This is a genomic window from Streptomyces sp. NPDC001407 (genome assembly GCF_042895325.1).
Lineage (GTDB): Bacteria > Actinomycetota > Actinomycetes > Streptomycetales > Streptomycetaceae > Streptomyces.
In genome coordinates this window covers 117,586-141,542 of sequence record NZ_JBIAWF010000019.1, presented here as the reverse complement: position 1 = coordinate 141,542, position 23,957 = coordinate 117,586, and the positions used below count along the sequence as shown (strand labels likewise).

Annotated in this window: 23 protein-coding genes; 20 read left to right on the top strand and 3 right to left on the bottom strand. The window is 71.3% G+C overall.

All coding sequences use genetic code 11. The features are described from left to right. Positions 1 to 159 precede the first annotated feature (159 nt). A complete protein-coding gene (locus tag ACFY1P_RS24835) occupies positions 160 to 834 on the top strand; it encodes a ScbR family autoregulator-binding transcription factor (RefSeq protein WP_361521240.1) in 675 nt (224 codons plus the stop codon). A 5-nt stretch (positions 835 to 839) separates the two neighbouring features. Here ACFY1P_RS24835 and ACFY1P_RS24830 read toward each other — a convergent pair whose 3' ends face one another. Beyond that, on the bottom strand, positions 840 to 1,409 hold the full coding sequence (locus tag ACFY1P_RS24830; RefSeq protein WP_361521243.1) for a TetR/AcrR family transcriptional regulator: 570 nt from the start codon (positions 1,407 to 1,409) through the stop codon (positions 840 to 842). Between the two features lie 538 nt (positions 1,410 to 1,947). Between ACFY1P_RS24830 and ACFY1P_RS24825 the strand changes: the two genes are divergently transcribed. The 6 genes from ACFY1P_RS24825 to ACFY1P_RS24800 all read left to right on the top strand — a co-directional run bounded on the left by ACFY1P_RS24825 (position 1,948) and on the right by ACFY1P_RS24800 (position 5,961). Next, on the top strand, positions 1,948 to 2,634 hold the full coding sequence (locus ACFY1P_RS24825) for a DsbA family protein (protein WP_361521246.1): 687 nt from the start codon (positions 1,948 to 1,950) through the stop codon (positions 2,632 to 2,634). Then, positions 2,634 to 2,879: a hypothetical protein gene (locus tag ACFY1P_RS24820; protein WP_390751910.1), complete on the top strand. Its 246-nt coding sequence runs from the start codon at positions 2,634 to 2,636 to the stop codon at positions 2,877 to 2,879. The genes ACFY1P_RS24825 and ACFY1P_RS24820 overlap by 1 nt, the downstream gene beginning before the upstream one ends. 168 nt (positions 2,880 to 3,047) lie before the next feature. Continuing rightward, positions 3,048 to 3,446: a rodlin gene (locus ACFY1P_RS24815; protein ID WP_361521251.1), complete on the top strand. Its 399-nt coding sequence runs from the start codon at positions 3,048 to 3,050 to the stop codon at positions 3,444 to 3,446. A gap of 224 nt (positions 3,447 to 3,670) precedes the next feature. Then, complete coding sequence (locus ACFY1P_RS24810) at positions 3,671 to 4,120, top strand: rodlin (RefSeq protein ID WP_361521254.1); 450 nt, start codon at positions 3,671 to 3,673, stop codon at positions 4,118 to 4,120. A gap of 117 nt (positions 4,121 to 4,237) precedes the next feature. After that, positions 4,238 to 4,933 (top strand): hypothetical protein, encoded by a 696-nt coding sequence (locus tag ACFY1P_RS24805; RefSeq protein ID WP_390751909.1) that lies wholly within the window; start codon positions 4,238 to 4,240, stop codon positions 4,931 to 4,933. 158 nt (positions 4,934 to 5,091) lie between these two features. Further along, complete coding sequence (locus ACFY1P_RS24800; protein WP_390751908.1) at positions 5,092 to 5,961, top strand: methyltransferase domain-containing protein; 870 nt, start codon at positions 5,092 to 5,094, stop codon at positions 5,959 to 5,961. A gap of 46 nt (positions 5,962 to 6,007) precedes the next feature. Here ACFY1P_RS24800 and ACFY1P_RS24795 read toward each other — a convergent pair whose 3' ends face one another. Then, complete coding sequence (locus ACFY1P_RS24795) at positions 6,008 to 6,430, bottom strand: hypothetical protein (protein WP_390751907.1); 423 nt, start codon at positions 6,428 to 6,430, stop codon at positions 6,008 to 6,010. Between the two features lie 121 nt (positions 6,431 to 6,551). Here ACFY1P_RS24795 and ACFY1P_RS24790 point away from each other — a divergent pair, with 121 nt between their 5' ends. Continuing rightward, positions 6,552 to 8,642: an NB-ARC domain-containing protein gene (locus ACFY1P_RS24790; protein WP_390751906.1), complete on the top strand. Its 2,091-nt coding sequence runs from the start codon at positions 6,552 to 6,554 to the stop codon at positions 8,640 to 8,642. Here the strand turns inward: ACFY1P_RS24790 and ACFY1P_RS24785 are convergent. Continuing rightward, on the bottom strand, positions 8,630 to 10,255 hold the full coding sequence (locus tag ACFY1P_RS24785; protein ID WP_390751905.1) for a translation initiation factor 2: 1,626 nt from the start codon (positions 10,253 to 10,255) through the stop codon (positions 8,630 to 8,632). The genes ACFY1P_RS24790 and ACFY1P_RS24785 overlap by 13 nt on opposite strands. Before the next feature lie 346 nt (positions 10,256 to 10,601). On the opposite strand from ACFY1P_RS24785, the gene ACFY1P_RS24780 reads away from it, so the two are divergent. From ACFY1P_RS24780 to ACFY1P_RS24725, 12 genes are all read left to right on the top strand, one after another. Then, a complete protein-coding gene (locus ACFY1P_RS24780; protein WP_390751904.1) occupies positions 10,602 to 12,434 on the top strand; it encodes a type IV secretory system conjugative DNA transfer family protein in 1,833 nt (610 codons plus the stop codon). A 10-nt stretch (positions 12,435 to 12,444) separates the two neighbouring features. Then, entirely contained in the window at positions 12,445 to 13,476 is a 1,032-nt protein-coding gene (locus ACFY1P_RS24775; protein WP_390751903.1) for a hypothetical protein, read from the top strand. Continuing rightward, entirely contained in the window at positions 13,473 to 14,144 is a 672-nt protein-coding gene (locus tag ACFY1P_RS24770) for a hypothetical protein (protein ID WP_390751902.1), read from the top strand. The genes ACFY1P_RS24775 and ACFY1P_RS24770 overlap by 4 nt, the downstream gene beginning before the upstream one ends. Beyond that, entirely contained in the window at positions 14,144 to 14,626 is a 483-nt protein-coding gene (locus tag ACFY1P_RS24765; RefSeq protein ID WP_390751901.1) for a hypothetical protein, read from the top strand. The genes ACFY1P_RS24770 and ACFY1P_RS24765 overlap by 1 nt, the downstream gene beginning before the upstream one ends. Continuing rightward, positions 14,623 to 15,594 (top strand): hypothetical protein, encoded by a 972-nt coding sequence (locus ACFY1P_RS24760; RefSeq protein WP_390751900.1) that lies wholly within the window; start codon positions 14,623 to 14,625, stop codon positions 15,592 to 15,594. The genes ACFY1P_RS24765 and ACFY1P_RS24760 overlap by 4 nt, the downstream gene beginning before the upstream one ends. Before the next feature lie 225 nt (positions 15,595 to 15,819). Next, complete coding sequence (locus tag ACFY1P_RS24755; RefSeq protein WP_390751899.1) at positions 15,820 to 17,025, top strand: conjugal transfer protein; 1,206 nt, start codon at positions 15,820 to 15,822, stop codon at positions 17,023 to 17,025. A gap of 99 nt (positions 17,026 to 17,124) precedes the next feature. Then, complete coding sequence (locus tag ACFY1P_RS24750; RefSeq protein WP_361521293.1) at positions 17,125 to 17,358, top strand: hypothetical protein; 234 nt, start codon at positions 17,125 to 17,127, stop codon at positions 17,356 to 17,358. Continuing rightward, positions 17,355 to 18,005 (top strand): hypothetical protein, encoded by a 651-nt coding sequence (locus tag ACFY1P_RS24745; RefSeq protein ID WP_361521295.1) that lies wholly within the window; start codon positions 17,355 to 17,357, stop codon positions 18,003 to 18,005. Before ACFY1P_RS24750 ends, ACFY1P_RS24745 begins: the two co-directional genes overlap by 4 nt. A 12-nt stretch (positions 18,006 to 18,017) precedes the next feature. Further along, positions 18,018 to 20,582, top strand: a complete 2,565-nt coding sequence (locus ACFY1P_RS24740; protein WP_390751898.1) for an ATP-binding protein — start codon at positions 18,018 to 18,020, stop codon at positions 20,580 to 20,582. Beyond that, entirely contained in the window at positions 20,579 to 21,115 is a 537-nt protein-coding gene (locus ACFY1P_RS24735; protein WP_361521299.1) for a hypothetical protein, read from the top strand. The genes ACFY1P_RS24740 and ACFY1P_RS24735 overlap by 4 nt, the downstream gene beginning before the upstream one ends. An 8-nt stretch (positions 21,116 to 21,123) precedes the next feature. Further along, positions 21,124 to 23,184, top strand: coding sequence for a hypothetical protein (locus ACFY1P_RS24730; protein WP_390751897.1), 2,061 nt, complete (start codon positions 21,124 to 21,126; stop codon positions 23,182 to 23,184). Beyond that, positions 23,181 to 23,957: a hypothetical protein gene (locus tag ACFY1P_RS24725; protein WP_361521303.1), complete on the top strand. Its 777-nt coding sequence runs from the start codon at positions 23,181 to 23,183 to the stop codon at positions 23,955 to 23,957. Before ACFY1P_RS24730 ends, ACFY1P_RS24725 begins: the two co-directional genes overlap by 4 nt.

The window sequence follows — 23,957 nt, the reverse complement described above, 5'->3', positions numbered from 1 at the left end:
CATGATGGCTGGTTCGCTCTCCTCCCTTGACGCGCGTGTCCTGCATACGCTCTACGCCGCGGCTGCGCGCGGGAACCCGGCGGCAGCGACAGCGGTCAGTGATCCGCACTGCCGCCCAGGACGCGGCGCGCGGGTCCCTCAGCGATGCGGAGGCGTACCGTGGCAAAGCAGGACCGTGCGATAAGAACGCGGCGGACCATCCTGGAAGCGGCCGCGGTGGTGTTCGACGAGCGGGGCTACGACGCCGCCACCATCAGCGAGATCCTCGCCCGTGCCGAAGTGACCAAGGGCGCGCTGTACTTCCACTTCGCCTCCAAGGAGGACCTGGCCCGCGCCGTCGTCCAGACCCGGATGTCCGTCACCGCGCTCCGCCCCGAACTGCCGCGCTCCTCCAAGATGCAGGAGCTGGTCGACATCGGGCTGATCTTCACCCACCGGCTGCTGGTGGACCCGGTGCTGCGGGGCTGTGTGCGGCTGTCCATCGAGCACAGCGCGACGGCACCGCACCGCGACGCCCGGTTCGACGACTGGACCCAGCTGCACACCCGGACGCTGACGGAGGGCAAGGAGCGCGGCGAGGTGCTGCCGCACGTGATGCCGTCGGAGGTCGCCGAGCTGATCGTCGCGGCGTACGGCGGCATCAACGCCCTCTCGCAGACGGTCTGCGGCCGTGCCGACCTGGAGCGGCGGGCCATCGTGCTCTACGAGCACCTGATGCCCGGCGTGGCCGTGCCCGCGGTGCTCGTCCGGCTCGACATCGCCCCCGGCCGGGGCGCCCGTGCGCTGGCGGAGCTGGAGCGGCAGCGCGCGGGCACCCCGGCCGGGGTCGCCTGAAAGTGTCAATCGGTGGGGGTGCCCAGGGTCTCCAGCGCGACCTTGAGGAGCGCCTGGCGCTTCTCCTCGTCCGTACCGCCGAGCTGGTCCAGCGTGAAGGCCCCGAAGTGGACGGTCAGCAGGGCGCTGGCGACGCGGACGTGGGTGTCGAAGTCGATGTCGCCGGTGTGCATCAGCTGGGAGATGGCCTCCACGCGGCCGCGCAGCGTGCGCCCGACGGCCAGGTCGCGCAAGGTCGCCTGGTTCTCCTGGAGGATGTGGTAGATCGGCATGGCCGACTTCAGGGCCGCGCTGTAGCGGGTCATCAGCTCCCGCCGGGTATCGAGGGTCGGGGGCTGTTCCCTGGCCCAGGCGATGAGTTCGTCGACCGGGCGGCCGAGGTCTTCGGAGATCGCGGTGAGGATGTCCTCCTTCGTCTTGAAGTGGTAGTACAGCGCCGCCTTGGTGACGCCGAGCTCCTCGGCGATCTCCCGCAGCGACGTCTTCTCGTAACCACGTGAGACGAAGAGGTCCAGGGCCGTTTTCTGGATGCGCTCACGGGTGTCGCTCCTGCGCGCCTGAGGGGTGCTGCCCATGGTCTCTCCTGCTGTTGTCGTGAAGCTGCCGCCCTCCGCCGAACCTACTTGACGCCCGGCAAGTTAGGCAGCCTGTCCTCGCGGTCCCGCCGTGCCCGTCCGCACATGACCGACCGGGCCGGGTCGCCGTCGCACGCGCTGAGCGGGCGTGGAGATCATGCCGCAGGAAACCTCCGTGACGGGGGCGGCGACCGTGACCGCGACACCCCCGGCACGCAATACGTACATTGTCGTGAGCTCCGTGGTCTCCGCCCCTTCCGTCAATTCCCTGTCGCCAGGCCGGACTTGGCCGACCGGGTGCGTGCGGGCACGGCGCGGCGCGTACGGGACGCCGCGGGCGGACCGGTGGGCGGTGCGGCGCTCGCGGACGCCGGGGCTCCGGGAGGGGGTCCGGGAAGGGATCCGGCGGCCTCCGGCGCCGGGCCGTGCGGCCGGAAAATCATACTTGACGCCCGGCAAGTTGCTGATTTACTTTCCTGTCCAATGGCTCGACGGTCTGTAAATCCGCACTCTGGGGGTTCCGATGGTGAAGGCGGATATGGTTCTGGACGTCATCTGCGTCCACTCCTATATCGGCTACACCCGCCTCCGGCGGGCGGCCGGACGGCTGCGCGCGGCGGGCCGCGAGGTGGAGCTGACGTTCCGTCCGTACGAGCTCGCACCGGCCGCGCCGAACGTGGCACAGCCGCTGGTGCCGGTGCTCAAGCGCCTCTTCGGCCCGTACGCGGAGACCGAGATGGCCCGCGCGACCGGCCAAGCAGCCCGTGAGGGGCTGGAGTTGGACTACGGCCGGGCGGTCGTCGGCAACACCTTCGCCGCCCACCTGCTCATCGCCCGCGCGCAGGCGCGGGGCCGCGCCGAGGCGATGGTGGAGCGGCTCTTCCGCGCCCACTTCACCGACGGGCTGCACATTGGCGACCCCGGCGTGCTGCGCTCCCTGGCCGAGGAGTGCGGCCTGGAAGCCGACGGAAGTGCATCCGGACCGGACGGTTTTCTCCGTCGGTTTCCGGGCGGCGGCACGACGCCGTACGACGGGCCGGACGCCGAGGCCCTGCGCGAGGAACTGGACCGGCTGCGCCGCCACGGCGTCACCGGGGTGCCGCTCTTCCGGATCGGTGACCGCGTGCTCTGCGGCCCGCAGACGGAACGCGTGCTCTACGAAGCCCTGTCCGGCTCCCACGCCCGCACCGCGCGGACGCCCGTGCCCGTCGGCGCCGGCCGCTGATGGGCACCCGGACGGCCGAGCGGCCCGCCGGCGCCCCCGTCGCCCCGACCGCCGGGCGGCCCCTCCCCGAGGTCTTCGAGGACATGACCCTGCCCGTGCGCTCGGCCGCCGGACTCCTCGGCCTCTCGCCGTGGACCGTCGACCGGCTCATCGACCGCGGCGTGCTGCTGACGACGGTCTGCGGCCCCTATCGCTATGTCACGCTCACCAGCATCATGGCCTACCGCCGGCTCGGCCGGTCATGAGCTCGGCCGGTCATAAGAATTCCGGTCCTATGTCCCGCGCGATGTGTCAGTAATACGTGCGGCGAGCCCACTGGCGCGAATGAGTGAAAGCCCGGAACCTCTCCAAAAGGCCGGAGTTATTCAGAACGCTTTCCCAGTGGGGGCGCTAAACGATCGAAAGGCATAGACGTGCTCAAGAAGGTAATGGCCACGGCCGCGATGACGGTTTCCGCGGTCGGCTCCCTCGCCGGCCCCGCGCTGGCGATCGGCAACGACCAGGACGTCGCGAACGGCAACGCAGCCAAGACCGGCTATGGGAACACCAAGACCGGGGGCGTCGAAAGCCCGCAGATGAGCCTGATCCAGGGCACGCTCAACAAGCCCTGCCTGGGCATCGGCAAGCTGGGTGTCCAGTCCGTACTGGCCCTCATCAACATCGGCGTCCAGGACGTGCCGATCCTGTCCTCGCAGCAGCAGCAGCAGTGCACCGACAACTCCACGATCAACGACGGGGACGACCCGCTGTCGCACATCCTCGACGAGATCCCGGTCCTGTCGGGCAACGGCTCCGGCAACGGCGGCCTGTAGGTCCCGGACGACACCGGATGCACGGAAAAAGCCCCCTCTGCCGCGGGTGTGCGGGCCCCGCGGCAGGGGGGCTTTCCGTTGCGATTCCTGGTGCGGGGCACCACGCGCTTTTATTCTGATCGGGCCACGTGGTGGGCTGAAGGAGTGAAGCCGAATAACCTCCGCCGGAATTCCGAGTTAGCCAGGGCGCTCCCGCAAGTCGTCGACCAGAGCGAAGGAATAGCGTGATCAAGAAAGTAGTGGCCACCACGGTGCTCGTGGCTTCCGCGGCCGGCGTCTCCACCGCCCCGGCGATGGCGGTGGGCAACGGGAACGGCGTCGCCAACGCGAACGGCGCGGGCCAGATGTACGGCAACACCTGGACCGGCGGCTATATGAGCCCCCAGATGGGTCTGATCAACGGCTCGCTCAACAAGCCCTGCCTCGGTATCGGCAAGCTCGGCGCCCAGTCGCTCATCGGCCTGCTCAACGTCGGCCTCCAGGACATCCCGATCCTGTCCTCGCAGCAGCAGCAGCAGTGCACCGAGAACTCCACCATCCAGGACGGGGACGACCCGCTGTCGCACATCCTCGACGAGATCCCGATCCTGTCCGACAACGGATCCTGGAACGATGAGGACCACGAAGGCCATGGCCACGGCCACGAAGGTCACGGCGGTCATCACGGTCACTGACGCGACCCCCACCTGAACAAGCCGCCCCCGGGCCGACCCGGGGGCGGCTTTCGGCGCGTACCGGCGTGCGGAGCCGGCACCGCCGATCCGGGCCGCCCGTGCGCCATAATCGCGATCATGCTGCCCGAGATGCCCCCGCCCCTTCCGGAAGGGCTGCACCGGCGGCTCGCGCCCGATGTGGTGGCCGCCTGCGCCCCGGCGCCGGTCGCGCTCGCCGGGGCCCACGCTGTGCGCGCGCACGGACTCGGCGGCCGGCCCGGCCGGGACCTGGAGTTCGTCACCGACGCGCCCCGGCCCATGGCCGCGGTCGCGACGGCGCTGCGGACCGGGCTGGAGGAGCGGGGCTGGCGGGTGCGGCCGGTCTCGGCCGACCCCCTCGCGGCGCGGTTCACCGTGGCCGACCCCAAAAGTGGCGAGGAGTGTGCCGTCGACCTCCGCAAGGAGACCCTGTGGCGGCCTGTCGTACCCACGGAGTACGGGCCCGTGCCCGCCGTCGAGGACGTCGTGGGCCTGGAGGTGCGCGCCCTGGCCGACCTCGGGCTCGCCCGCAGCCTCGTCGACGTGCGTGCCGCGGCCGCCCGTTGGTCCCCCGTCGAACTGGAGGAGCTCGGCCGCCGCCACGCCCGCGACGCCGCCTTCGACCTCACCGACCTCCAGGCCCGCCTCGCCGGGGCCGAGTGGATCGACGACGGCGAGTTCACCGCCCAGGGCCTCGACGAGGCGGCCGTCGGCGAACTCCGCCGCTGGGCCCAGGCGTGGGCCGACGACATCGCGGAGCGGCTCATGGAGGAAACGGCGTACGAGGACGAGTGAGACCGGTGGCCTGAACCGGCCGTTCGCGGTGGAAGGCGACCTTGTCCGCCTTCCCGCGGGTGCTGAAGGATCTCCCGGGCGAGGGCCGTGACGCGGAACCGAGCACCGTCGTGTCCGGCCCGGCGATCCATCGATGTCGCACTCGGAGGGAACGCACTGTGCCGCAGGAAGCAAGGACCCCCCAGCAGCAAGTCACGGCCGACGAGGTCGGCGACTGGTACGACAAGTTCGGCGAGGTGTACCACCTGACCCTCGGCGAGAGCGTGCACTGCGGCCTGTGGTTCCCGCCGGACGCGCCCGTTCCGGAGAGCACGGACCTGGTCGCGATGTCCTCGCAGGCGCAGGACCGGTACACCGACTACCTCATCGAGACCCTCGGCCCCGAGGACGGACACCGCGTCCTGGACATCGGCTGCGGCACAGGCCGCACCGCCCTCCGGCTGGCCCAGCAGCGTGGCGTCGAGGTCACCGGCGTCTCCGTCAGCAAGGAGCAGATCGCGGCCGCCAATCGGCTCGCGGGCGAGCACGGTCTGTCCGGCCGCCTCACCTTCGAGGTCGCCGACGCCATGCGACTGCCCTACGAGGACGAGTCGTTCGATCGCGCCTGGGCGGTGGAGAGCCTCTGTCACATGGACCGTGCCAAGGCGCTCGGCGAGGCATGGCGGGTCCTGAAGCCCGGCGGTGAGCTCATGGTGCTGGAGTCGGTCGTCACCGAGGCGCTCACCGAGCCGGAGACCGCCCTCTTCGAGACCGTCTACGCCGCCAACGTCCCGCCGCGGCTGGGCGAGTTCTTCGACATCGTCAGCGGTGCGGGATTCCACACGCTGTCGCTCAAGGACCTTTCGGCGAACCTGGCGATGACGATGAACGTGTTCGCGCTGGGGGTGTACTCCCGGCGGGCGGAGTTCACGGAGCGGTTCGGAGCGGAGTTCGTGGACGGTCTCATAGCCGGGCTCGGCAGTGCGCAGGAGGTGCTCGTCCGCAAGACCCGCTTCTTCATGGCGACGCTCCGCAAGCCGGCCGCTTAGCTCCGGGCGTGGAAGGGGCGCCGGACCGGCGCCCCTTCGGGCGCGTTCAGCGCCGGTCCGCGGGCCCGGCGTCCCGGTGCACGTGAAGGGTGATGCTGGAGAAGTCCCTGCCCTGGAACACCTCGGCCTGCGTCCCGCCGCTGATGTGGTTGTGCACGTCACCGGCCGTCTGCGCCGCCTGCGTCCGCTGCCACCATTCGTCGAGCAGTCCGCGGAACTCGCCGTCCAGAGCGGCCCGGACGCCCAGGGCGGTGGCCAGTGCCTGGGCCCGCGCCGGATCGGCCGGGGCGTCCGCCAGGGAGGCGAGCTCCAGCTCCCCCGTGCTCACACCGGGAGGCGCGTCGAGGGCCCCTCCCCGCGAGAACGGGCGCCGCACGAGGGCGGAGAGCCCCTGCCATGCCTGCCGGGCGGCTTCCCCGCCCAGCCCTCCGGCCAGTGCGGTGAGGGCCGCCGCCGTGATCGGGTCCATGGATACGCTCCCTGGGTGGTCGTCTGGTGTAGCCACCATAGGAGCGTGCGCCGCACCTGACGCGGCTGTTCGGATGATCCGTCACTCCGTCAGCACAGGGCGTGGACCGTAGAGTTGGGGAATGGCCGAGGAGACGCACAACAGCCTGGACGGGCACGCGGACGTGGTGGTCCAGGCCCGGGACATCGGGGTGCTGCACCAGCACCTGCACGGCGTGGTGGCGCCGGAGCGGCCGGTGCCCTTCCAGCTGCCGCCCGCGCTCGCGCACTTCGAGAACCGGCGGGCCGAGCAGGAGCGCATCGCGCGGGCCGCCGAGAGCCACGCGGGCGACGGCTCCCCGCTGGTCGTCACCCTGAGCGGCATCGGCGGGATCGGCAAGACCGCGCTGGGCTTCCACGTGGCCCGCCGGCTCAGCCGCGGTTACCCCGACGGCGTGCTGTACGTCGACTTGGACGACCTGCGCCGGGACGGCGTGGTGGAGGTCGCCGACGCCGTCGCGGAGCTGCTGACCGGCCTGGGCGTCACCTCGGAATGGCTGGAGCGGCCCTTCGCCGGCCGGAGCAAGCAGTATTGGTCGCTCACCCGCGACAAGCGCCTCATCGTGATCGTCGACAACGCCCGGTACGCCGCCGAGGCCGAACCGCTGCTTCCGGCGTCCGCGGGGAGCCTGGCGATCGTGACCAGCCACGGCGCGCTCCACGACTTCGACGGCGCCTTGCCGGTCGAGGTGCCCGTGAACCCCCTTGTCGCCGAGGACGCGGCGCGGCTTCTCGCGCACATCGTCGACGACCACCGGCTCCCCGCCGAGCCGGACGCGACGGCCGCGCTCGTGCACGGCTGCGGCGGACTCCCCGCAGCGCTGAAGGTGGCCGGCCAGTGGGTCCGCAAGTACCGCAGACGCAGCCTGTCCCGGCTTGTCGGGGAACTGGCCGCGGAGCTGCGCGAGAAGGGCATTCCCATGGTCGAGGCGGTGTGGGACGCCGCGTACGCCGGGCTGGGCGAGGAGGCCGCGCGGCTCTACCGCCTGCTGTCGCTCCACCCCGCGCCGGTCGTCACCGCACCGGCGGCCGCCGCGCTCCTCGGCGCCGGAGAGCGGCGGGCCGAGGACGCGCTGGAGGAACTGGAGTCGGCGGGCCTGCTGGAGAACCGGACCGAAGGCTGCCGGATGCACGACCTGCTGCGCGGCCACGCCGACCGCCGCGCGCGCGAGGCCGACCCCGGGGGAACGGAACGGGCAGCGGCCCGGCGCGCGTTGATCCGCTGGTACCGCCGCCAGGCCGCGCGGGCGGACCTGATGGCGGCCGGGCCGCGCATGACCCTCGCGGAGCCGCCGGAGGCCGTCGACGAGGTCCCCGACATCGAGTTCTCCACCAAGGCGGAAGCGCTCAGATGGCTGGAGTCGCAGCGGCTCGCGCTGTACGGCTGCGTCCGGCTGGCCTTCGACAGCGGGCTGTACGAGGACGCGTGGGCCCTGTGCGAACCGCTGTGGACGCACTTCCTCGACCACCCGCACTACGCGGACGTCCTGGACGCCTTCGCGACCGGGGTGGCGGCCGCCGACCGCCTGGAACACCTGCCGGCGATGATCCGGCTGCGCTGCCAGCTGGCCAGGCCGCTGTGGGAACAGCGGCGGTACGACGAAGCGGCGGCCCACCTGCGCCAGGCGCTGAGCGCCTCCGAGTCGCTGGGCGCGTCGGAGCAGGAGCGCAAACTGCGGGCTTCGGCAGTGGAGTTCAGCGGCCTGCTGAAGCTCGCCAGGGAGGACCTGGCGGGCGCCACCGCGGACTTCGAGGCATCCCTGCGGATCCATACGGCGATCGGGAACGCGTACGGCGTGCTCCTCCAGACGCACCTGCTGGGCCGCACCGCGCTGCGTCAGGGCGATGTCGGCCGGGCGGTCGCCCTGCTGGAGGAGGCGCACCGGATGGCGCGGGAGCAGGAGCGCGAGCGGATGACCGCCCGCACCGGGTTCGAGCTCGGCCGGGCGCTGCGGTGCGCGGGGCGGGCGGCGGAGGCCGCGGCCCTGGCGCATGCGGCACTGGAGAGCGCCCGCGAACGCGGCTCCACCACCGACGAGGTGCGCGTCCTGGAGGAGCTCGCCGGTCTCGCGGACGAGCGTGGCGCGGCGGCCGAGGCGGACGGACACCGCGCGCTGGCCCGGCTGTTGACCGAGCGCGCGGGCGGACTGGCCGACGGCGCTCAGAGCTCGTAGGCGAGGTCCGCCTCGTCGGCCGGGGACACGTGCACCCGGACCGCGAGCGGGCCGGTGTCGCAGACGAGCGTCACCGGCGGTGCCCACCGCGGCGGCGCCTCGCCCAGCCAGGCGTGGACCGCCGATATGACGGCCGCCGGGTCGGCGCGCAGGACGCGCCCGGCGGCCCGGCACGGTTCGACGCGGACACTGAGCGGGCCGGCCGAGCGGTGCCGGACCAGGCACCGCTCGGGGGTGAGGACCGCCGCGGCGGTCCGGCACCCGGGGGCCTCGGCCAGGATCCGAGCGGTCCAGCCGGCCGCCGTCCACGCGCTGCTGTGCGGCGCCGGTGCGGCGGCGGTCCGGGCCCGGCGCCACAGCACCGACGCGCTCTGCGTGTGGCGCATGTCCGCTTCCGGGTGTTCGGCGGCCAGATGACGTACGGCCTCGGTGGTGTCCGGGGGGAGGCGCTCGACGCCGATCCGGTGTCCGCGGACCCGGGTCCGTACGGCGAAGGCCGCGGGCCGGCGGGGCACGGTGGCCGGGCGGGGGAGCGGGTGCGGGGCCACGGGGACCGTCGGCGGGCGGAGCCCCAGCAGGCGGTAGAGCTCACCGCGCAGCCGTCGCAGGGACTGACCCTGCCGGGCGAAGGCGGCGTCCGCGAAACGACGCGTGTCCTGCGCTTCCGCTGCCCGCAGGGCTTCCGGCAGGCCCTCCGCGAGCGGGGGCGCCGCCGCCAGCAGGTCCGCCATGGGACTGCCGGGGATCAGCTCGCTCCCGCCGTCGTAGGCCCCGACGACCGGGCGGCCGAGGGCGGCCGCGTAGAGGGCCGTCGAGCCGTGGTCGGTGATTACGGCGTCGGCCGCGACGAGGAGCGCGGCCCACTCCTCGTGGGGCCTGGCCAGGATCAGGCCCGCCGCCAGGGCCGGGGCGAGCCGGCGGGAGAGGTCGAAGGTGCCGGTCCGGCTGTGTTCGTTGGGGTGGAGGACCAGACCGAGCTGGTAGGCGTCGTGCGGCAGCCGGCCGAGGAGTTCGCGCGGCAGGTCCGGCCGGCGGGCCAGCAGCGACTCGGGGCCCCAGGTGGACGTGAGCACGATGAGCCGCCGTTCGCCCGTACCCAGGGCGGCGCGGTAGTCCTCCCGGTGGGCGGCCGAGCCGAGCAGCCGGTCCAGGGTCGGATCGCCCACCACGGACGCCCGCGCGGCGGCCGGGGGACAGTGTTCGGCGAGCCGGTCGAGCTGCTCGCCGTGCGCCAGCGCGTGCAGGTCGGCCCAGGGTTCGCCGTCGGCGAGGAGGTAGTGCGGGTCGAGGCCGGACGGGAGGTGGGCCGAACCCTCTTCCTTGAGAGCCTTGTTGAAGCCGGCGCCGTGCGGCATGACCACTCGGGGGCCGGACAGGACCCGCAGGGCGCCCTTCGGGCTCGCGGTCAGTATCAGGTCGTGTTCACGGGCACACGCCTGCTCCCAGGCGACGGTCCGGGCGCCGCGCCGCTCCAGGGCCGCGAGGGCGTCCACGTCGAACTCCGAGCCCGGCACGAGCGTGAACCGGACGGTGATGCGGTCGTCACCCTCGAAGACGGGGAGCACGTCGAGAAGCCGGTGCAGCGCGCCCGCCGAACGAACGGCGATGAGCACGGTGGGGTCGTGTCCGGCTGTCCGGCTGTCCGGCTGTCCGGCTGTCCGGCTGTCCGGCTGTCCGGCTGTCCGGCTGTCCGGCTGTCCGGCTGTCCGGCTGTCCGGAAACTGTGGATTCTACCCGAAATGCCGCTAACGGAAGCGTTGTTCCTGCTGGACGGGGCGAAGTCGTCGAGGGCCTCCTGCGGCATGCCGCTGATCGTACCGGCGGGGAAACAGGGGCTCCCCGAGGCGCCCGGCCGTGCGCGCCCGCACGCCAGGCCCAGACCTTTGACCAGGGGGTTTCGCGTGAATCGAGGGTGTTACCGTCAGGGACCTTGAACGCGGGTGAGAACGGGGGCCGGGCGTGGCGAAGGCACGGGAATCGGGGCGGAAGAGAGAAAAGGGCGCGGGTCCCCAGGGCGAAATAGCCCTGGCGAAGGGCGTCGGCCTCGTGGCGGGGCTCCTCGCGACATGGCATCTGGCCCTGGTGGCCACCGCCGACGGCATGGCCGTGTCCGACGTCGCCGCGACCGTCAAGGCACTCGCCCTGCACCGGCCGTTGGACGGCCTGAGCGAGGACGGCATCCACGCCGCCTCGCCCGCCGTCACCGTCTGCGTCTGGCTGGCCTTCATCGCCGTGCCCATCGCCCTGATCACGCTGGCCGTACGCGCTCGCGCGCGGCGCGTGCGCGGTGCCGGCGGCGAGGGCCTGGCCTCCGCCGCCGAGGCCCGCCACAACCTCGGCGAGGCACGCGCCCGGGCCGCCGCCGCGCAGACCCGCGCCACCAGCTTCTCCGGCAAGGACGGCCGCTACGACCCGAAGGCCGCCGCCCGCGCCGAACTGCGCGAGTTCGGCTGGCGGATGGGCCGGCAGCTCGGCAGCGGACAGCCGCTCGTCGCCACGCCGGAGGACTCGATCGCGGTCATCGCCCCCTCCGGCGGCGGCAAGTCCCGCAATGTCGTCATCCCCGCCTGCCTCGACGCGCCCGGCCCGCTCGTCGTCACCTCGACGCGCGCCGACGTCCTCGACGTCATCGCCCAGCCGCGCTCCCGGCAGGGCAAGGTGTGGGTCTTCGACCCGCTCGACACGGTCGGCTGGCCGGAGCGCATGGTGTGGGACCCGGTGGCCGGCTGCCAGGACGGCGAGACCGCCACCTCGCGCGCGCTGTCCTTCTCCGTCGGCATGGGCGCCGACGACGGCTCGTCCACCAACGCCGGCTTCTTCCAGCAGACGGCCTCCTCGGCGCTGACCCGCCTGCTGCACGCGGCCGCGCTGGAGGGCCGCACCATCGAGCACGTGCTGCGCTGGGCCACCAACCTGGAGAAGGCGAGCGAGCCGCGCGCCATCCTCACCGACCACCCGGGCGCCGAGCCCGGCTGGGACGTCCTGCTGCGGTCCGTCTCGACGGGCGCCGACGAGACCGTCGCCTCCACCCGGCAGACCCTCGCCGCGCAGATCGAGCCCCTCGCGCTGCGCAAGGTGCTGCGCTGCGTGACCCCCCAGGAGGGCGTGCCGGTCTTCGACGCGGACCGCTTCGTCGCCTCCCGCGACACCCTCGTCCTCATCAGCGACTCCAACGCCTCGACCAACGTCTCGCCGCTGACCACCATGCTGCTCGGCGAGGTCGTCGACGCGGCCAAGCGCCGCGCGCCCCGTACGCCCTCGGGCCGGCTCGACCCCTTCCTCCGCCTGGTGCTGGACGAGGTCGCCAACGTCGCCCCGCTCCCGAAGCTCCCCTCGCTCGCCTCCGACGCGCGCGGCTACGGCATCCACCTCGTCTACGCCCTCCAGTCGCTCGCCCAGGCCGGTCTGCGCTGGGGCGACAAGGAGGCGGCCACCCTCCTCGACAACGCCGCCGCGTCCCTGGTGATGGGCGGCCTCAAGGACATCGAGGCCCTGCGCCGCTTCTCCGAGCTGATCGGCGAGACCGAGCTGGCCGAGCTCTCCACCTCCCGGGACACCGCCCGGCTCTTCGGCCACGGCACCTCCGAGGTCAAGCGCGAGCGCCGCATCCTGCGCCCCGAGGAGATCCGCCAGCTCCCGCACGGCCAGGCGCTGCTCCTCTTCCGCGGCGCGCCCGGCGTCATCGTCGAGCTGGAGCCGTGGGACCAGAGCCGCGACGGGCAGGCGCTGCGCGCCGGTGAGCTGGCGACCCGCGCGGCGCGCATCGGCCCGGCGCCGTTCGAGCAGCTGTAGGGAGCACGCCGTGGACGACGCACTGAAGGTCTCGGACTTCGCCGCCTACCGCGCGGGGCTCGAGGAGCAGATCAAGAAGTTCGCCCTGGGCGTCAAGCGCGAACAGGGCGAGGTCGAGGAGATCCTGGGCGAGATCCTCGACCGTCTGAACGCCCTGGAGGCCGGCGCCTCCGGCGGCTCCGGCACCGGCGGTCACCTCCCGTGGTCGCTGCGGGCCACGGAGCGGGAGTGGCAGGAACTGGCCGACTGGCTCGACTGGTTCGGACGGCACTACGCCCCGCAGCTCCACCTGCGCATCTGGCCCTGCTGGCCGAAGCACGGCGGCGTCGTCGAGGAGCTCGCGGCCCTCCGCGCGGCCTGGTGCGCGGCCGTCGAGGCCGACGCCGACCCCACCCGGAGCGGTTCCGAGCTCGCCTACTGGCACCAGATGTGGCTGTGGCCCACGGTCGAGCGCATCCGGCAGAACTACATGTTCAGCGAGTGCGAGACCGACCACTCCCCGGACCGCCCCGGCCGCCCCACCGACACGGCCGCTCTCAGCGCCCGCGTCGCCGAGGCTGAGGCCGAGCGCCGCCGCCTGGAGAACGCGCGGTACGCCTTCTTCGCCGAGGTCCCGCGGGGGTGGACCGCGGACCGGCCGGACGGGCTGTGGCGCAGCGCCGACGACGGCTGGGAGTACCTCTCCCTGCTCGACTGGGAGTGGCACGCCGTGGCGGAGCTGCCGGTGCGGCGGGAGATCCTGCACCCGCTCCCGGCCGAACGCGCGCTGGAGCTGGCGGCGGACCGGCAGGCGTGGGTCACGTACTGGGCGCACTTCACCGACGAGGCCGACTGGCGGGCCGGCGCGCCGCCGACCACGGTGGTCCGGCGGCGGCGCAGCCCGGAGCGCATCCTCGACGAGGCGTACGGCCCGGACGGCACCTGGGAACCGACCGAAGCCGTGCACGACTTCCTCAGTGCCCGGCCCTCCGACCCGCCGCACCTGGTCGAGGTCGACGCGGCGGAGGCGGCGCGACTGGCGAACGGGGACACGGAACTGTGAGCGGTGACAAGCCGGTCGGCGCGTGGCGGGACGACCGCTCCGACGACATACGCCCCTTGGCCCTGACAGCGGAGGAGAACCGTCTCGTCACGGCCCGCTGGGAAAAGGCGCGCGCGGCCCATGGCGAACTCGACGCCGTCCTGGAGGCCCTCACGGCCCGGCTCGGAGAACCGTACGGCGCCCGTCTGGAAGGAAAGCAGTACCGCCTCAAGGGCCTTCTCGCCTTCCGCCGCCAGACCGCCGCGCGAAAGCGGCTCCGGGTCGATGTGGGGGCATTCGCCCACAAGATCAGTGACCTGAATCGCTACACCCTCGTGCTCGCAACCGATCACTACACAGCGGGCGTCCAGCAGGCGTACGCCTTCCTGCACGAGCAGGGCTTCGAGCTCGTACCCGGCTCGGAACGGAACACCTGGGAGGACCCCCTCTACAAGGGATTCCGGGCGGCCTGGCAGCGGCCGGGCGGAGAGCAGCGCTTCGAGATCCGGTTCCACACGGACGCGAGTTATTCGGTCCAGTCGGAGAATCATCTCCTTTACGATCTCTACCGCTCCGGCCGGGTACGCGGTGCGGCGGACGGCGCGGAGTTCTCGAAAGCGCACGAGCAGGCGGCCGAGCTGGTGCAGAGCGGGCGGTACGGCATGAAGTCCGGAAAGGAAGGTCACTGATGGGTGATCAGAGCGGTTACGAATACTTCGTCAAGGCGGCGGCTCCGTACACCGAGGAACGCCCCTCCAGCCTCTGGCGTCGGTCGGGTGAGGAGTGGGAGTTCCTTTCCCTGCTCGACTGGGCATGGCACACGACCAGTCGCGCCCCCATGCCGGGAGTTCTGTTTCCGGTGACCGCCGAGCGTGCTGCCGCGTTGGAAGCCGACCGGCAGGGCTGGGTGCGGTACTGGGCCTTCTATCCCAGTGAGCGCAGGTGGCGCGCCGGGCAGGGGGCCACGACGGTCGTGCGTCGGCGCAGCAGCCCCGAGCGCATTCACGACGAGACGTTCATGCGTGGCGGCGTGTGGAAGGCCGACAGTGCCGTCGCCGAATTCTTCGACGCACGTCAGAGCAACCCCCCGCACCTGGAGGAGCTCACCGCCGAAGGGGCGGAGCGCCTTCTGCAGGAGCTCTTCGGCGTGATGGGGGCCACCGACCTGTGAGCACCGAAGAGGTCGGGGCATGGAGAGGCTCCGCTGAGAAGCGTGAAGACCACCTTGAGCTGACGGCCGAGCAGAACCGTGTGGTGACCGCTCGCTGGGAGTCCGCCAAGGCGGCGCGGGGGCAGCTCGACGGCCTCATGCGCGGCATCGAGGAACGATCCGTCGAGCACGGCGGAAAGCTGGAGGGCCTGGACTATTCCCTCAAGGGGCTCGACTCGTTCCGTCGCAAGGCGGCGGTCGCGGTGGAACGACCCGGCGTGGACGCCGAGTCGGTGTGCGAGGACGTCGACGACCTCAACCGCTACACGCTGACCTTCGACACGGACAACTACGTCCAGGGCACGCAGCGGACGTATGCCGAGCTCAGGGAGCGTGGGTTCGAGCCCGTTTCGGAGCAGAACACCTGGGAGGACCCGGTCTACAAGGGGGTCAACACCGCCTGGGAGCACCCCGGGACCAAGGAGAAGTTCGAGCTCCAGTTCCACACCCCGGAGAGTTTCAAGGCCAAATCGGAAAACCACGAACTCTACGAATTGGCCCGGTCCGGGGAGTTCGAGAAGTACAACACCAAAGAGGATCCGACGCGGGCGGTCTCCTACCAGGAAGCCTCGGATCTGCTCCAGAACGAGCGGTACGAGAACGTCCGTACCCCCTCGGGTGTGGAAGAGCTGGGCAACCGCAAGGTCCGGGCCACCCTCAACCCGGAGGTCGAACCGGAGATCGTCGAGCACGTCCGCCAGATGGAGACGGACCTGAAGACGCTCCACGCCGCCGAGGCCGCGGCCAAGGCACAGGAACAGGCGAATTCCCTGGACACCGGTCTCGGTGAGACCTTGCAGGCGGAAGGCCCCGGCCTACGCAACAGATTGGCTACAAAAACCGAGCCCAGGCAACAGTCGCGCACCACCGCACCCGTTGTCGACCCGCTGCCGTCGCAGTCCAGGGGCCGTGGTCCGGCGCTGATGTAAGGGGTGAAAGGGCGGGTCGGTCCGAATGGGCGTGACGGTCGCCACGCGATCGCGGGGGGCCGTGTTCCTGAAACACCCGCCTTGTCGGGAATTCCCGATGCGGAACCGGTAAGAGTTCGCTCACTCTTGGTCACTCATTGGACAAATCAAGCTGTTTGACGATCAGTAATAGGCCCACGTACTGTCCAGGCACTCAGGCCTTGTACGGGGGAAGGGTCACCAAGGTTGAGCACGTTCAAGACGGTCATGCGGCGGATACTGAATCTGCCGGAGCCGAAAGGCGATAAGGGCGCGGCAACTCCCAATGCCGACAAGCCTTTGAAGGCCGCCGCCGCCCCCGCGGCACCCACCGCTTCCGTACCCGCCGGTCTTCAGCAGTGGACCGACGCCGGCGCACGGCTCCAGGCGCAGATGCCCGGTCCCGCGCGGACCGGGCAGGTGCCGCCGGAAGCGGGGGCCCAGGGCGCCTCCGACAGTCAGGTGCCCTGGCAGATCGAGGACGAGAAGAGCGGCGCGAAGTTCGCCGTGAAGGCCGGCCGTGGCGTGCTCTGGGGCGTCGTCGCCCTCGCCGCGATCACGGGCGTCCGGTCGTGGATCTGGGCGCCCGCACCGGCGAAGCCCGTTCAGGCCAAGGCCGACAGCGGGCCGCAGTATCCGGTCGAGGAGGCCCAGGCGGTCGCCGCGCGGTTCGCGCGCTCGTACCTGACCTGGGACGAGGGCGACCCGCAGGCCCGTGCCGACGCCCTGGCGCGCGACCTGCCCAGGGGCGCCGACGCCGCTGCGGGCTGGAACTCCAAGGGGCGCCAGCAGGTGCTTGTCGTCCAGCCCAGCACCGTCTCCGTGCTCGGTGACAAGCGTGCCCGCGTCCGGGTGGACGTCCTCGTCAACACTCCCGACGCCGCGCCCGCCGACAAGGGCGACAAGAAGGACGACGGCAAGAAAGACGACACGAAGAAGGACGACGGCAAGAAGGACGCCAAGTCCGCCACCCGCTGGATGGGCCTGGAAGTCCCCGTCGTCCAGGCCGCCGGCCGCGTCGTCGTCACCGGCCAGCCCGGAATCGTCGGCGTGCCGAACAGCGGCCCGTCGGTACCGGCGCCGGGGAGTGCGAGCAACGACATGGAGTTCGGCGAGAAGACCCGTGGCGTGGTCGGGGAATTCTTCTCCAAATACGCCACGGGCGAGTCCGATTCGGTCGCCGCGCCCGGCGCGTCCATTCCGGCCCTGCCGTCCGGCATGACGCTCGGCGCGGTCCGCAGCTGGACCGTGGACGAGGGAAGCGGAACCGACCGCATCGGCACTGCCGGCATCATCTGGAACCTCGGCGGGGCCGAGATCGAGCAGACCTACCGGGTCAAGGTGACGCGCGTGTCATCGGCTCAGGCGGAGCGCTGGCAGGTCTCCGAGGTCCACGGCGGTCTCACGCCGTAACCGGTCCGGCCTGGCACCCAGCCACCACCCTTTCCTTTCCGCCGGTCCGCCGGCTCTTCATCCCTTCAACGCTGCCCGTCTCACCATGGGGGAATACCGATGCAACTTGCACTGACCACTGGCGCCGAACTCCAGAACTGGGTGTTCCTGGTCGCTGGAAACATCTTTCTGATCGTCCTCGCGGTCAGGGCCATCGGCCACTACGCGAAGCGTGAATGGGGCGAGCTCCTCGGCCACTTCATGGCCGGTGTGGTCGTGGCCGGCTTCGTTTTCGCGTCGGATTCCACGAAGGCCATGTTCATCGCGATCTGGAACAAAGTGTCCGGCGCATGAGGGTGGGCCACACGTTCACCCGCCACTTCGACCTGGAGACACGGCAGCACGAGCTGTTCGGCATGGACCTCGGAGAGGGTCCTTCCCGCCGGGTCCTGGTGACGGGTGCCGCGATCTACGCGGTCTGGGTGGGCGGGCTGCTGCTCGTCTTCGGGTTCCCGTCGAAGTTCCTCTTCACCCTCTACTTCGCGCCGCCCGCGCTCATCACGTTCTACGGCGCGCAGCGCTCGCGGCGTAACGAGCGGCGGTGGAACCTCACGCAGTGGGCGCTCGCCATCCGCTATCTGACGGTGGGTCACCGGCCCGTCGTCAACGGCGGCCGCCGCGCGGCCGACCGCAGCGAGTGGCTGCCGCTCCGGGCCCGGCTGGGCGAGAGGACGGACGAGCTCCTGGCCCTCCCGGGCATGGGCGTGTTCGAGGGTGCCCTCGGGGGCGAGGAGCCCAAGCCGCTGGCCGGCCGCCCGGCGAAGCTCGACGCCAGGCCCCGGCTCTACGGCCCCGACTTCGTCTACCGCGCGCGGATGCGCGGCCTCTCCGGCAAGGAGCGCAAGGCCGCCGAACAGGCGGCGCAGCAGCAGGTGCAGAGCGCGGCCCAGCAGGTATGGACGGGCAGTGCGGCGCACCGGCCCGGTCCGAATGGCACGTAAAGGTAGCCGACATTGAAGTTGTTCAAGGGCATCGCCCGTTTTCTCGGCGTCGAGGGTGACCGTTCCGCCCCGCCGCCCCGCTATGTCGCCCTCGCCGACGGCCTGGTCGTCACCGAGACGCACGCCGAGGCGTGGTTCGTCCTCTCGGGCTCCAACACCGACCTGATGTCGGAGAGCGCCCGGGACGCCGAGCACGACCAGGCGAGCAGCGCGCTGGCCCGTACGCTCTCCGGCTACGACTGCCACCTCAAGGTGCTGTGGGCGCCGCTGAACGCCGCCGAGTACCGCAACGAGGCGGACACCCTCTTCTCCGCGGGCAACTACGGGGAATGGGCCGACATCCGTGTCGACCGCCTCGACGACCTGGAGCTGCCCACCCGGCTGCTGCTGCTCGGCGTGCGCATCTCCGAGCGCTCCACGCAGGCCAAGGCCCGGGGCAGCAGGGGCGCCCAGGACGCCCTGGGCATCAGCTCGACCTCCGTCTCCCAGAAGGAGATCGCCCGCCTCGACGCGCTCACCCGGCGTCTGGGCCGGCAGCTGGAGACGACGCCGTGGAAGGCGCAGCCGGCCACGGTCGAGATGCTGGCCTGGATGGTCGCCCGCGAGCAGCGCCGCGGCACCGTGCTGCCGTCGCCGGGCGGCGACGGCCTCATATCCGGCGCCAAGCTGGCCCAGCTCACCCGCGGCCGCGTCCTGCCCCACCCCGACCACCTGCGCTTCGTCGACCAGCACGGCGAGACCACGTCCTGGACCGCGATCCTCACCATGGACGGCTTCCCGGAGGAGATGGAGTCGCCGGGCGCGGGGGAGTGGCTGCGGGCCGTCGCGGAGATCACCTACGTACCCGAGTACGCCGACGACGACCACGACGCCGACATCCAGGTCAAGCCGGTCAACCCCGAGCCCTCCGTCCGCTTCAAGGTCCTGCACAAGCGGGACGCCCTGAAGGCGATCGACGAGGTGCGCAGGCTCGCCAAGGAGCAGCGGCAGAGCGCCGCCAAGCACTCCGCCGGCGAGACCGCGCAGGAGATCGAGGAGACCGAGGAGACGATGACGGGCCTCTCGCGCGACATGAAGCGCGAGGACGTCACGCTGATGGAGGACCACCCCCGCCTGATCGTCAGCAGCGAGATCTCGCTGGACGACCTGCGCGCCCGCTGCGACGCCGTCATCGGCTACTACGGCGGCCTGGGCATCGAGGTCAGCGTCGCCGCCGAGGAACAGCGCGAACTGTGGCTGGAGTCCCAGCCCGGCGACATGCTGCGGGTGCCGGACCTGGTGCACACGCGCACCGTCGGCGCCTTCGCCGGCTCCTGGTTCTGGGGCGGCGCGTCGGTCGGTGACGACACCGGCCCGGCGATCGGCTATCTGACCGGCTCGACGCCCGGTGTCGTACGCAACGACCTGACCGGTGGTTCCGAGCGCGGTGACGCGACGACCACGGCGTTCATCGGGCGCAGTGGCCGTGGCAAGACGACCGCGATGATGCTGTCCCTGCTGGACTCCGGCTTCCGCGGTTCCTTCGTGCTGGCCCTGGACTTCAAGGGCGACATGGGCGGCCTCGTGTCGGCCGGACAGCGCTTCGGGCTGAACGCCCATCTGATCGAGACCGGGGCGCAGTTCGCGGGCGTCGCCGACCTCTTCACCCTGCTGTCCGGCGAGAGCGCCGAGCGCGCGCAGACCGAGGTCCCGGCGCAGCTCGGCATCGCCCTGCCGCAGCACCTGCGCATGCGCGGCGCGGAGACACCGATCCAGAGCGCGGTCAACGAGACCATCGCCGCGGGCGACCCGGCGACCTGGAAGGTCATCGAGCGGCTGCGGCGCTCCGAGGACGAGCTGTCACGCGAGGCGGGCAACGCGCTCTACGAGCTGTCGCTGACCGGCCTCGGCGCGCCCTTCATGGGCCGGCCGGACGGCTCCACGCTGCTCACGCCCACGCCGGGCATCTGGGTCGTCCAGGTCCCTGGCATCACCCTGCCATCCCCCGACGACGACCGCGACGACTGGTCGGTCCACCAGCGGCTCTCGGTGGCCCTCGTCCACTCGCTGCTGGCGTACGGCATCAGCATGGCCGGCCGGAAGGACCTGCGCGGCCTGCGCAAGGTCGTCGCGGTGCCGGAGGTGCACGTCCTGACGGCCACCCGCGAGGGCAGTTCGTTCCTCCAGTACATCGCCCGTGTCGGCCGCGCGCTGCACACCGCCCTCGTCGTCGACACCCAGGACCCGGAGTCGCTGGCCAGTCTCACCGGTCTGGTCGAGCAGATGACGACCGTCTTCGGCTTCCAGCTCACGACGCCGGAACAGCAGGACGCGATGGCGGCCCTGCTCGACCTGCCGAAGGGCGACCACACGCGCCAGCTCATCCAGGCCATCGGCGTTGACGTGACCCAGGAGATCCGGCACGGCCACTGCATCATGCGCGACCGCCGCTTCAACAGCGCGACGGTGCAGTTCGACGTGCCGTCGCTGGAGGTGCTGGAGCTGCTGAGTACGACGCCGAAGACGACGGGCGTCGGGGCGGAGCAGCCGGGCCCGATGTCGATGACCAAGTCCGGATCTCAGGAGGCGAACGCGTGAAGCGGATGACAGCGGCGGCCGCCGTGGTGGCGTCGGTCCTGGTGGTGACGGGGTGCTCGTCGTCTTCGGACAGCGGCAAGAAGGACGACAAGAAGCCGGGTTCCGGGGCGTCCAGGACGCCGGACGCTTTCGGGCAGGACGAAGCGGCGATGAAGGCCGCGGCGGTCAAGTTCCGGGAAGCCACCGTTCATCAGGACTGGCGGCAGATGTGTGCGTTGGAGACCCGACAGAACAGGGGAGGCAAGTCGGTCGACGAGTGCGCGGCGTCCAACGGTGAGAGCCACCCTGGCAGCCCGTCCTCCGTGACGGTCGAGGGAAACCCCGTCACCGTTCCTGCGTCGGGTGACTACATCGCCGGAAGCGGACTCATGGTCGTCACGACGTCCAACGGCGAAGAGGGGCGGAGTGTTCACCGAGTCGCCCTGCGCATGGTCAAGGAGGACGACAAGTGGCTGGTCGAGCAGGACGCGGATGTCTATGACACGGACATGAGGCACGGGGCCCCCGTCCGCGACGCGCTCATGAGGTCGTAGGGATGAGGATGCCTCGTTTCCGTACCCTCGCCATTCCGCTCGTCGGGGCGCTCACCACGCTGATGGTGACCGGTGGTGCCGCCGCCGCGAGGGACACCTCGAAGTACGACCCCGCCGGCATGGGCGCGCTGCTGCCTTCACCCAGCACCCTGCCCGCCGGACAATCGGGGACGCTCTTCGAGCGTTACAGCAACAGCGGCCTCTACCAGCTGGACAGCCAGCTGGGCTGGGACGAGATCGGCTATCAGATCCAGAACGGCATCGCCGTCATCTTCATGGGTCTGACGGTCCTGGTGGGTCTGGCGGCTGTGGTGGTGGTGCAGTGGGCCATCAAGTTCACCTCCGTCAAGGAGCTCCAGGACTCGATCGCCCACGCCATCTCCGGTGCCGCTGGAACCGTCTCCGAGACCCTGCTTCCCTCGGCCTTGGCGGTGGGGGCCCTGGTGGCGTGGGTCAACCACAGAAAGGCCGGCGGAAGTGCCATCAGTCAATTGGGCTGGGTGGCGGCGTCCGGAATCCTCTCGGTGTCATTGCTGACCACACCCCAGGCGTGGGTGGGCGCGATCGATTCCGCGCGCAGCGTCGGCAGTTCCGTTGCCATGGAGGCCGCCAGCGCCGGTATGGGCACCGAGACGAAAGAACCCATCGACATCAAGGGCGATGTCTCTTTCGGCGGGTCGACCCAGGACAACATGCTGCGCAAGTCTTCCGACGCGATCTGGCGGTCGTACGTCGTGACGCCCTGGTGCGTTGCCGAGTTCGGCAATCTCAACGTCTGCAAGGAATACGCGCAGGACCTGTGGGATGCGAAGGGAGACAACACAAAGGGCCGCGAGAGCTGGCTTTCGAAACACGTCTGCGCTGACGACGGTGACGACTGTGTAGGAAGGCCGGCTGTCGACTGGCGCCAGGGTAAGAACGCCGGTCGCGTCCCCGTCGCCATCGCGGCCTTCGTCTGTGTGGTTCTCTTCGCCGCCCTGGCCATCGCGCTCGCCTTCGCCTCCCTAGCCTCGCTGATCGGCGCGCTGATGCTGCTTCTGGCGGGAGTGGTCTTCGCCTGCATGTGGGTCATCCCGGGCCGGCCGAGACAGTGGGGTGTGCGCTGGTTCGACATGCTGCTGGGCTTCACGCTCCAGTCGTTCGTCAGCACGATGGTCCTGGGCTGTGTGCTGGTCCTGAACACCGCGAGCGTTTCCATGATCGGCAAATACGGCTGGTTCGCCGCGGCCGGCATCAGCATCACCAGCGCGCTTGTGGCGTTCAAGTTCCGTGGCGTCATGGAGAGCATCGTCGGAGTCACCGGTGCCATGAGCCCCGGCGCTTCCGCGGCGGGCATGGCCCTCGCGCGAGGAGCCGGGCGGATGGCCGGACGGGCCGGCGGCTGGACGGCGGGGAAGGCCCTGCGCGGTACCGGGTGGGCCGGTAAGCAAGCCGGCAGATTCACGGCGGCGGGAGCGCGGAAGGGCGCGAAGGCATTCGACGAGAAGGTCTCCCACGTCGGGAAAGCCATGGCCATGAGTTCCTGGGCCGCGACCAACACCACCGTCCCGCTCGGTGTGCGCGGAGGCGCCAAGTCCAAGGCCGGACCGGACCGGCCGGGTGCGGACGGGCGGAGCACGGGATCGGACGGCCCGCGCGCCGCCGGTGGGGCGACCCGGGCGGGCGCGGGCCGCAGGGGTGCGGGCACGAGCGTGGACCTGCCGGAGCGGCGTACCACCAGCGTGGCCAGCGTGCACCCGAAGTCCGCGACGGCGACGGTCGCCGCTCACCGGGGGCGGGGACGCACCCAGAACGACCAGGGCGCCCAGAAGAACCCGAAGGCCCAGAACACCCCGAAGGCCCGGAACGGCTCCGAGCAGGCGGCACGTGCGCAGAGTGCGAACAGCCGCCGGAACCCGGCGTCGTCGAAGCCCGGTAACGGCCAGGGCGGCCACGACTTCCGCCGGGGGCCGAAGCTCGGCAGCAAGCCCCGGCAGCCGCGCGTCGCCCCGCCCAGCAGCGCGAAGGCCACCGTGCGGCGGAACGCCTCCGCAAGTGCCCCCGACCGCCGCCGCAGGAGGACCAAGTGAGCAAGGACAAGGGGCCCAGGAACCCAGCCGAGTGGCGGGAGTTGCTCAACACCCCGTACGAGTACCCCGAGGAGATCGAGCAGGCGCCGAAGCGGTCCCTGCGCCGACGGGCACGCAAGGTCTACCGACAGGATCAGCGGGGCGAACTCAAGCGGCGCCTCGCCCAGGAGCGGCGCCGCGAACCCGTCACCGCCGGTGGTGCGGTCGTGCTGGTCGTCTGCCTGCTGGCCGTCGGACTGGCCGCCAATCACTGGTGGCCGGACCACGCAGGCGCGCCGGCGAAGGTGGTCCAGGCGGGCGCGGGGCAGGCACCGGTCACGGAGTCCGCGCAGGGCGCGGGCCCCAGCCCCGGGCCGTCCCCGTCCGCCTCTCCGCAGGCCGACCGCAGCACCCCGGAGAAGACCGCCGAGGGCTGGGCGCGTGCCTACTGGGCGCGTAACCCGCCGGTGGACAAGGACCACACGGCCTCGGTGGGCCGGGCGGCGCCGTGGATGACCGAGGCGTTGACGAAGAACCTGGAGCAGTTCGACGACAAGGCCTGGTACGAGCTGGTCTCCAACGGTGGCGTGTCCACGGTGGACAAGGTCACCGTCGGCCCGGCCGACGACGACCGCGTGCGTCAGCAGGCGAACACCCCGACGCGCGTGTGGCGCAAGGTGACCGTGGACACCACGGTCGCCGGCTACCGCAAGTACACCGACACCAAGGTCTTGCTGACCGAGATCACGCGCGGCGACGACGGCTGGCGCGTGGGCAGGATCCTGGGGGTCTGA

What these genes read in the sequence shown, in the direction of transcription:
- ACFY1P_RS24805 (WP_390751909.1), top strand. Translation starts at nt 4,238, where the DNA reads ATGCTGCCCGAGATGCCCCCGCCCCTTCCGGAAGGGCTGCACCGGCGG.
- ACFY1P_RS24730 (WP_390751897.1), top strand. Translation starts at nt 21,124, where the DNA reads ATGCCTCGTTTCCGTACCCTCGCCATTCCGCTCGTCGGGGCGCTCACC.
- ACFY1P_RS24745 (WP_361521295.1), top strand. Translation starts at nt 17,355, where the DNA reads ATGAGGGTGGGCCACACGTTCACCCGCCACTTCGACCTGGAGACACGG.
- ACFY1P_RS24750 (WP_361521293.1), top strand. Translation starts at nt 17,125, where the DNA reads ATGCAACTTGCACTGACCACTGGCGCCGAACTCCAGAACTGGGTGTTC.
- ACFY1P_RS24825 (WP_361521246.1), top strand. Translation starts at nt 1,948, where the DNA reads ATGGTTCTGGACGTCATCTGCGTCCACTCCTATATCGGCTACACCCGC.
- ACFY1P_RS24830 (WP_361521243.1), bottom strand. Translation starts at nt 1,409, where the DNA reads ATGGGCAGCACCCCTCAGGCGCGCAGGAGCGACACCCGTGAGCGCATC.
- ACFY1P_RS24790 (WP_390751906.1), top strand. Translation starts at nt 6,552, where the DNA reads ATGGCCGAGGAGACGCACAACAGCCTGGACGGGCACGCGGACGTGGTG.
- ACFY1P_RS24765 (WP_390751901.1), top strand. Translation starts at nt 14,144, where the DNA reads ATGGGTGATCAGAGCGGTTACGAATACTTCGTCAAGGCGGCGGCTCCG.
- ACFY1P_RS24820 (WP_390751910.1), top strand. Translation starts at nt 2,634, where the DNA reads ATGGGCACCCGGACGGCCGAGCGGCCCGCCGGCGCCCCCGTCGCCCCG.
- ACFY1P_RS24795 (WP_390751907.1), bottom strand. Translation starts at nt 6,430, where the DNA reads ATGGACCCGATCACGGCGGCGGCCCTCACCGCACTGGCCGGAGGGCTG.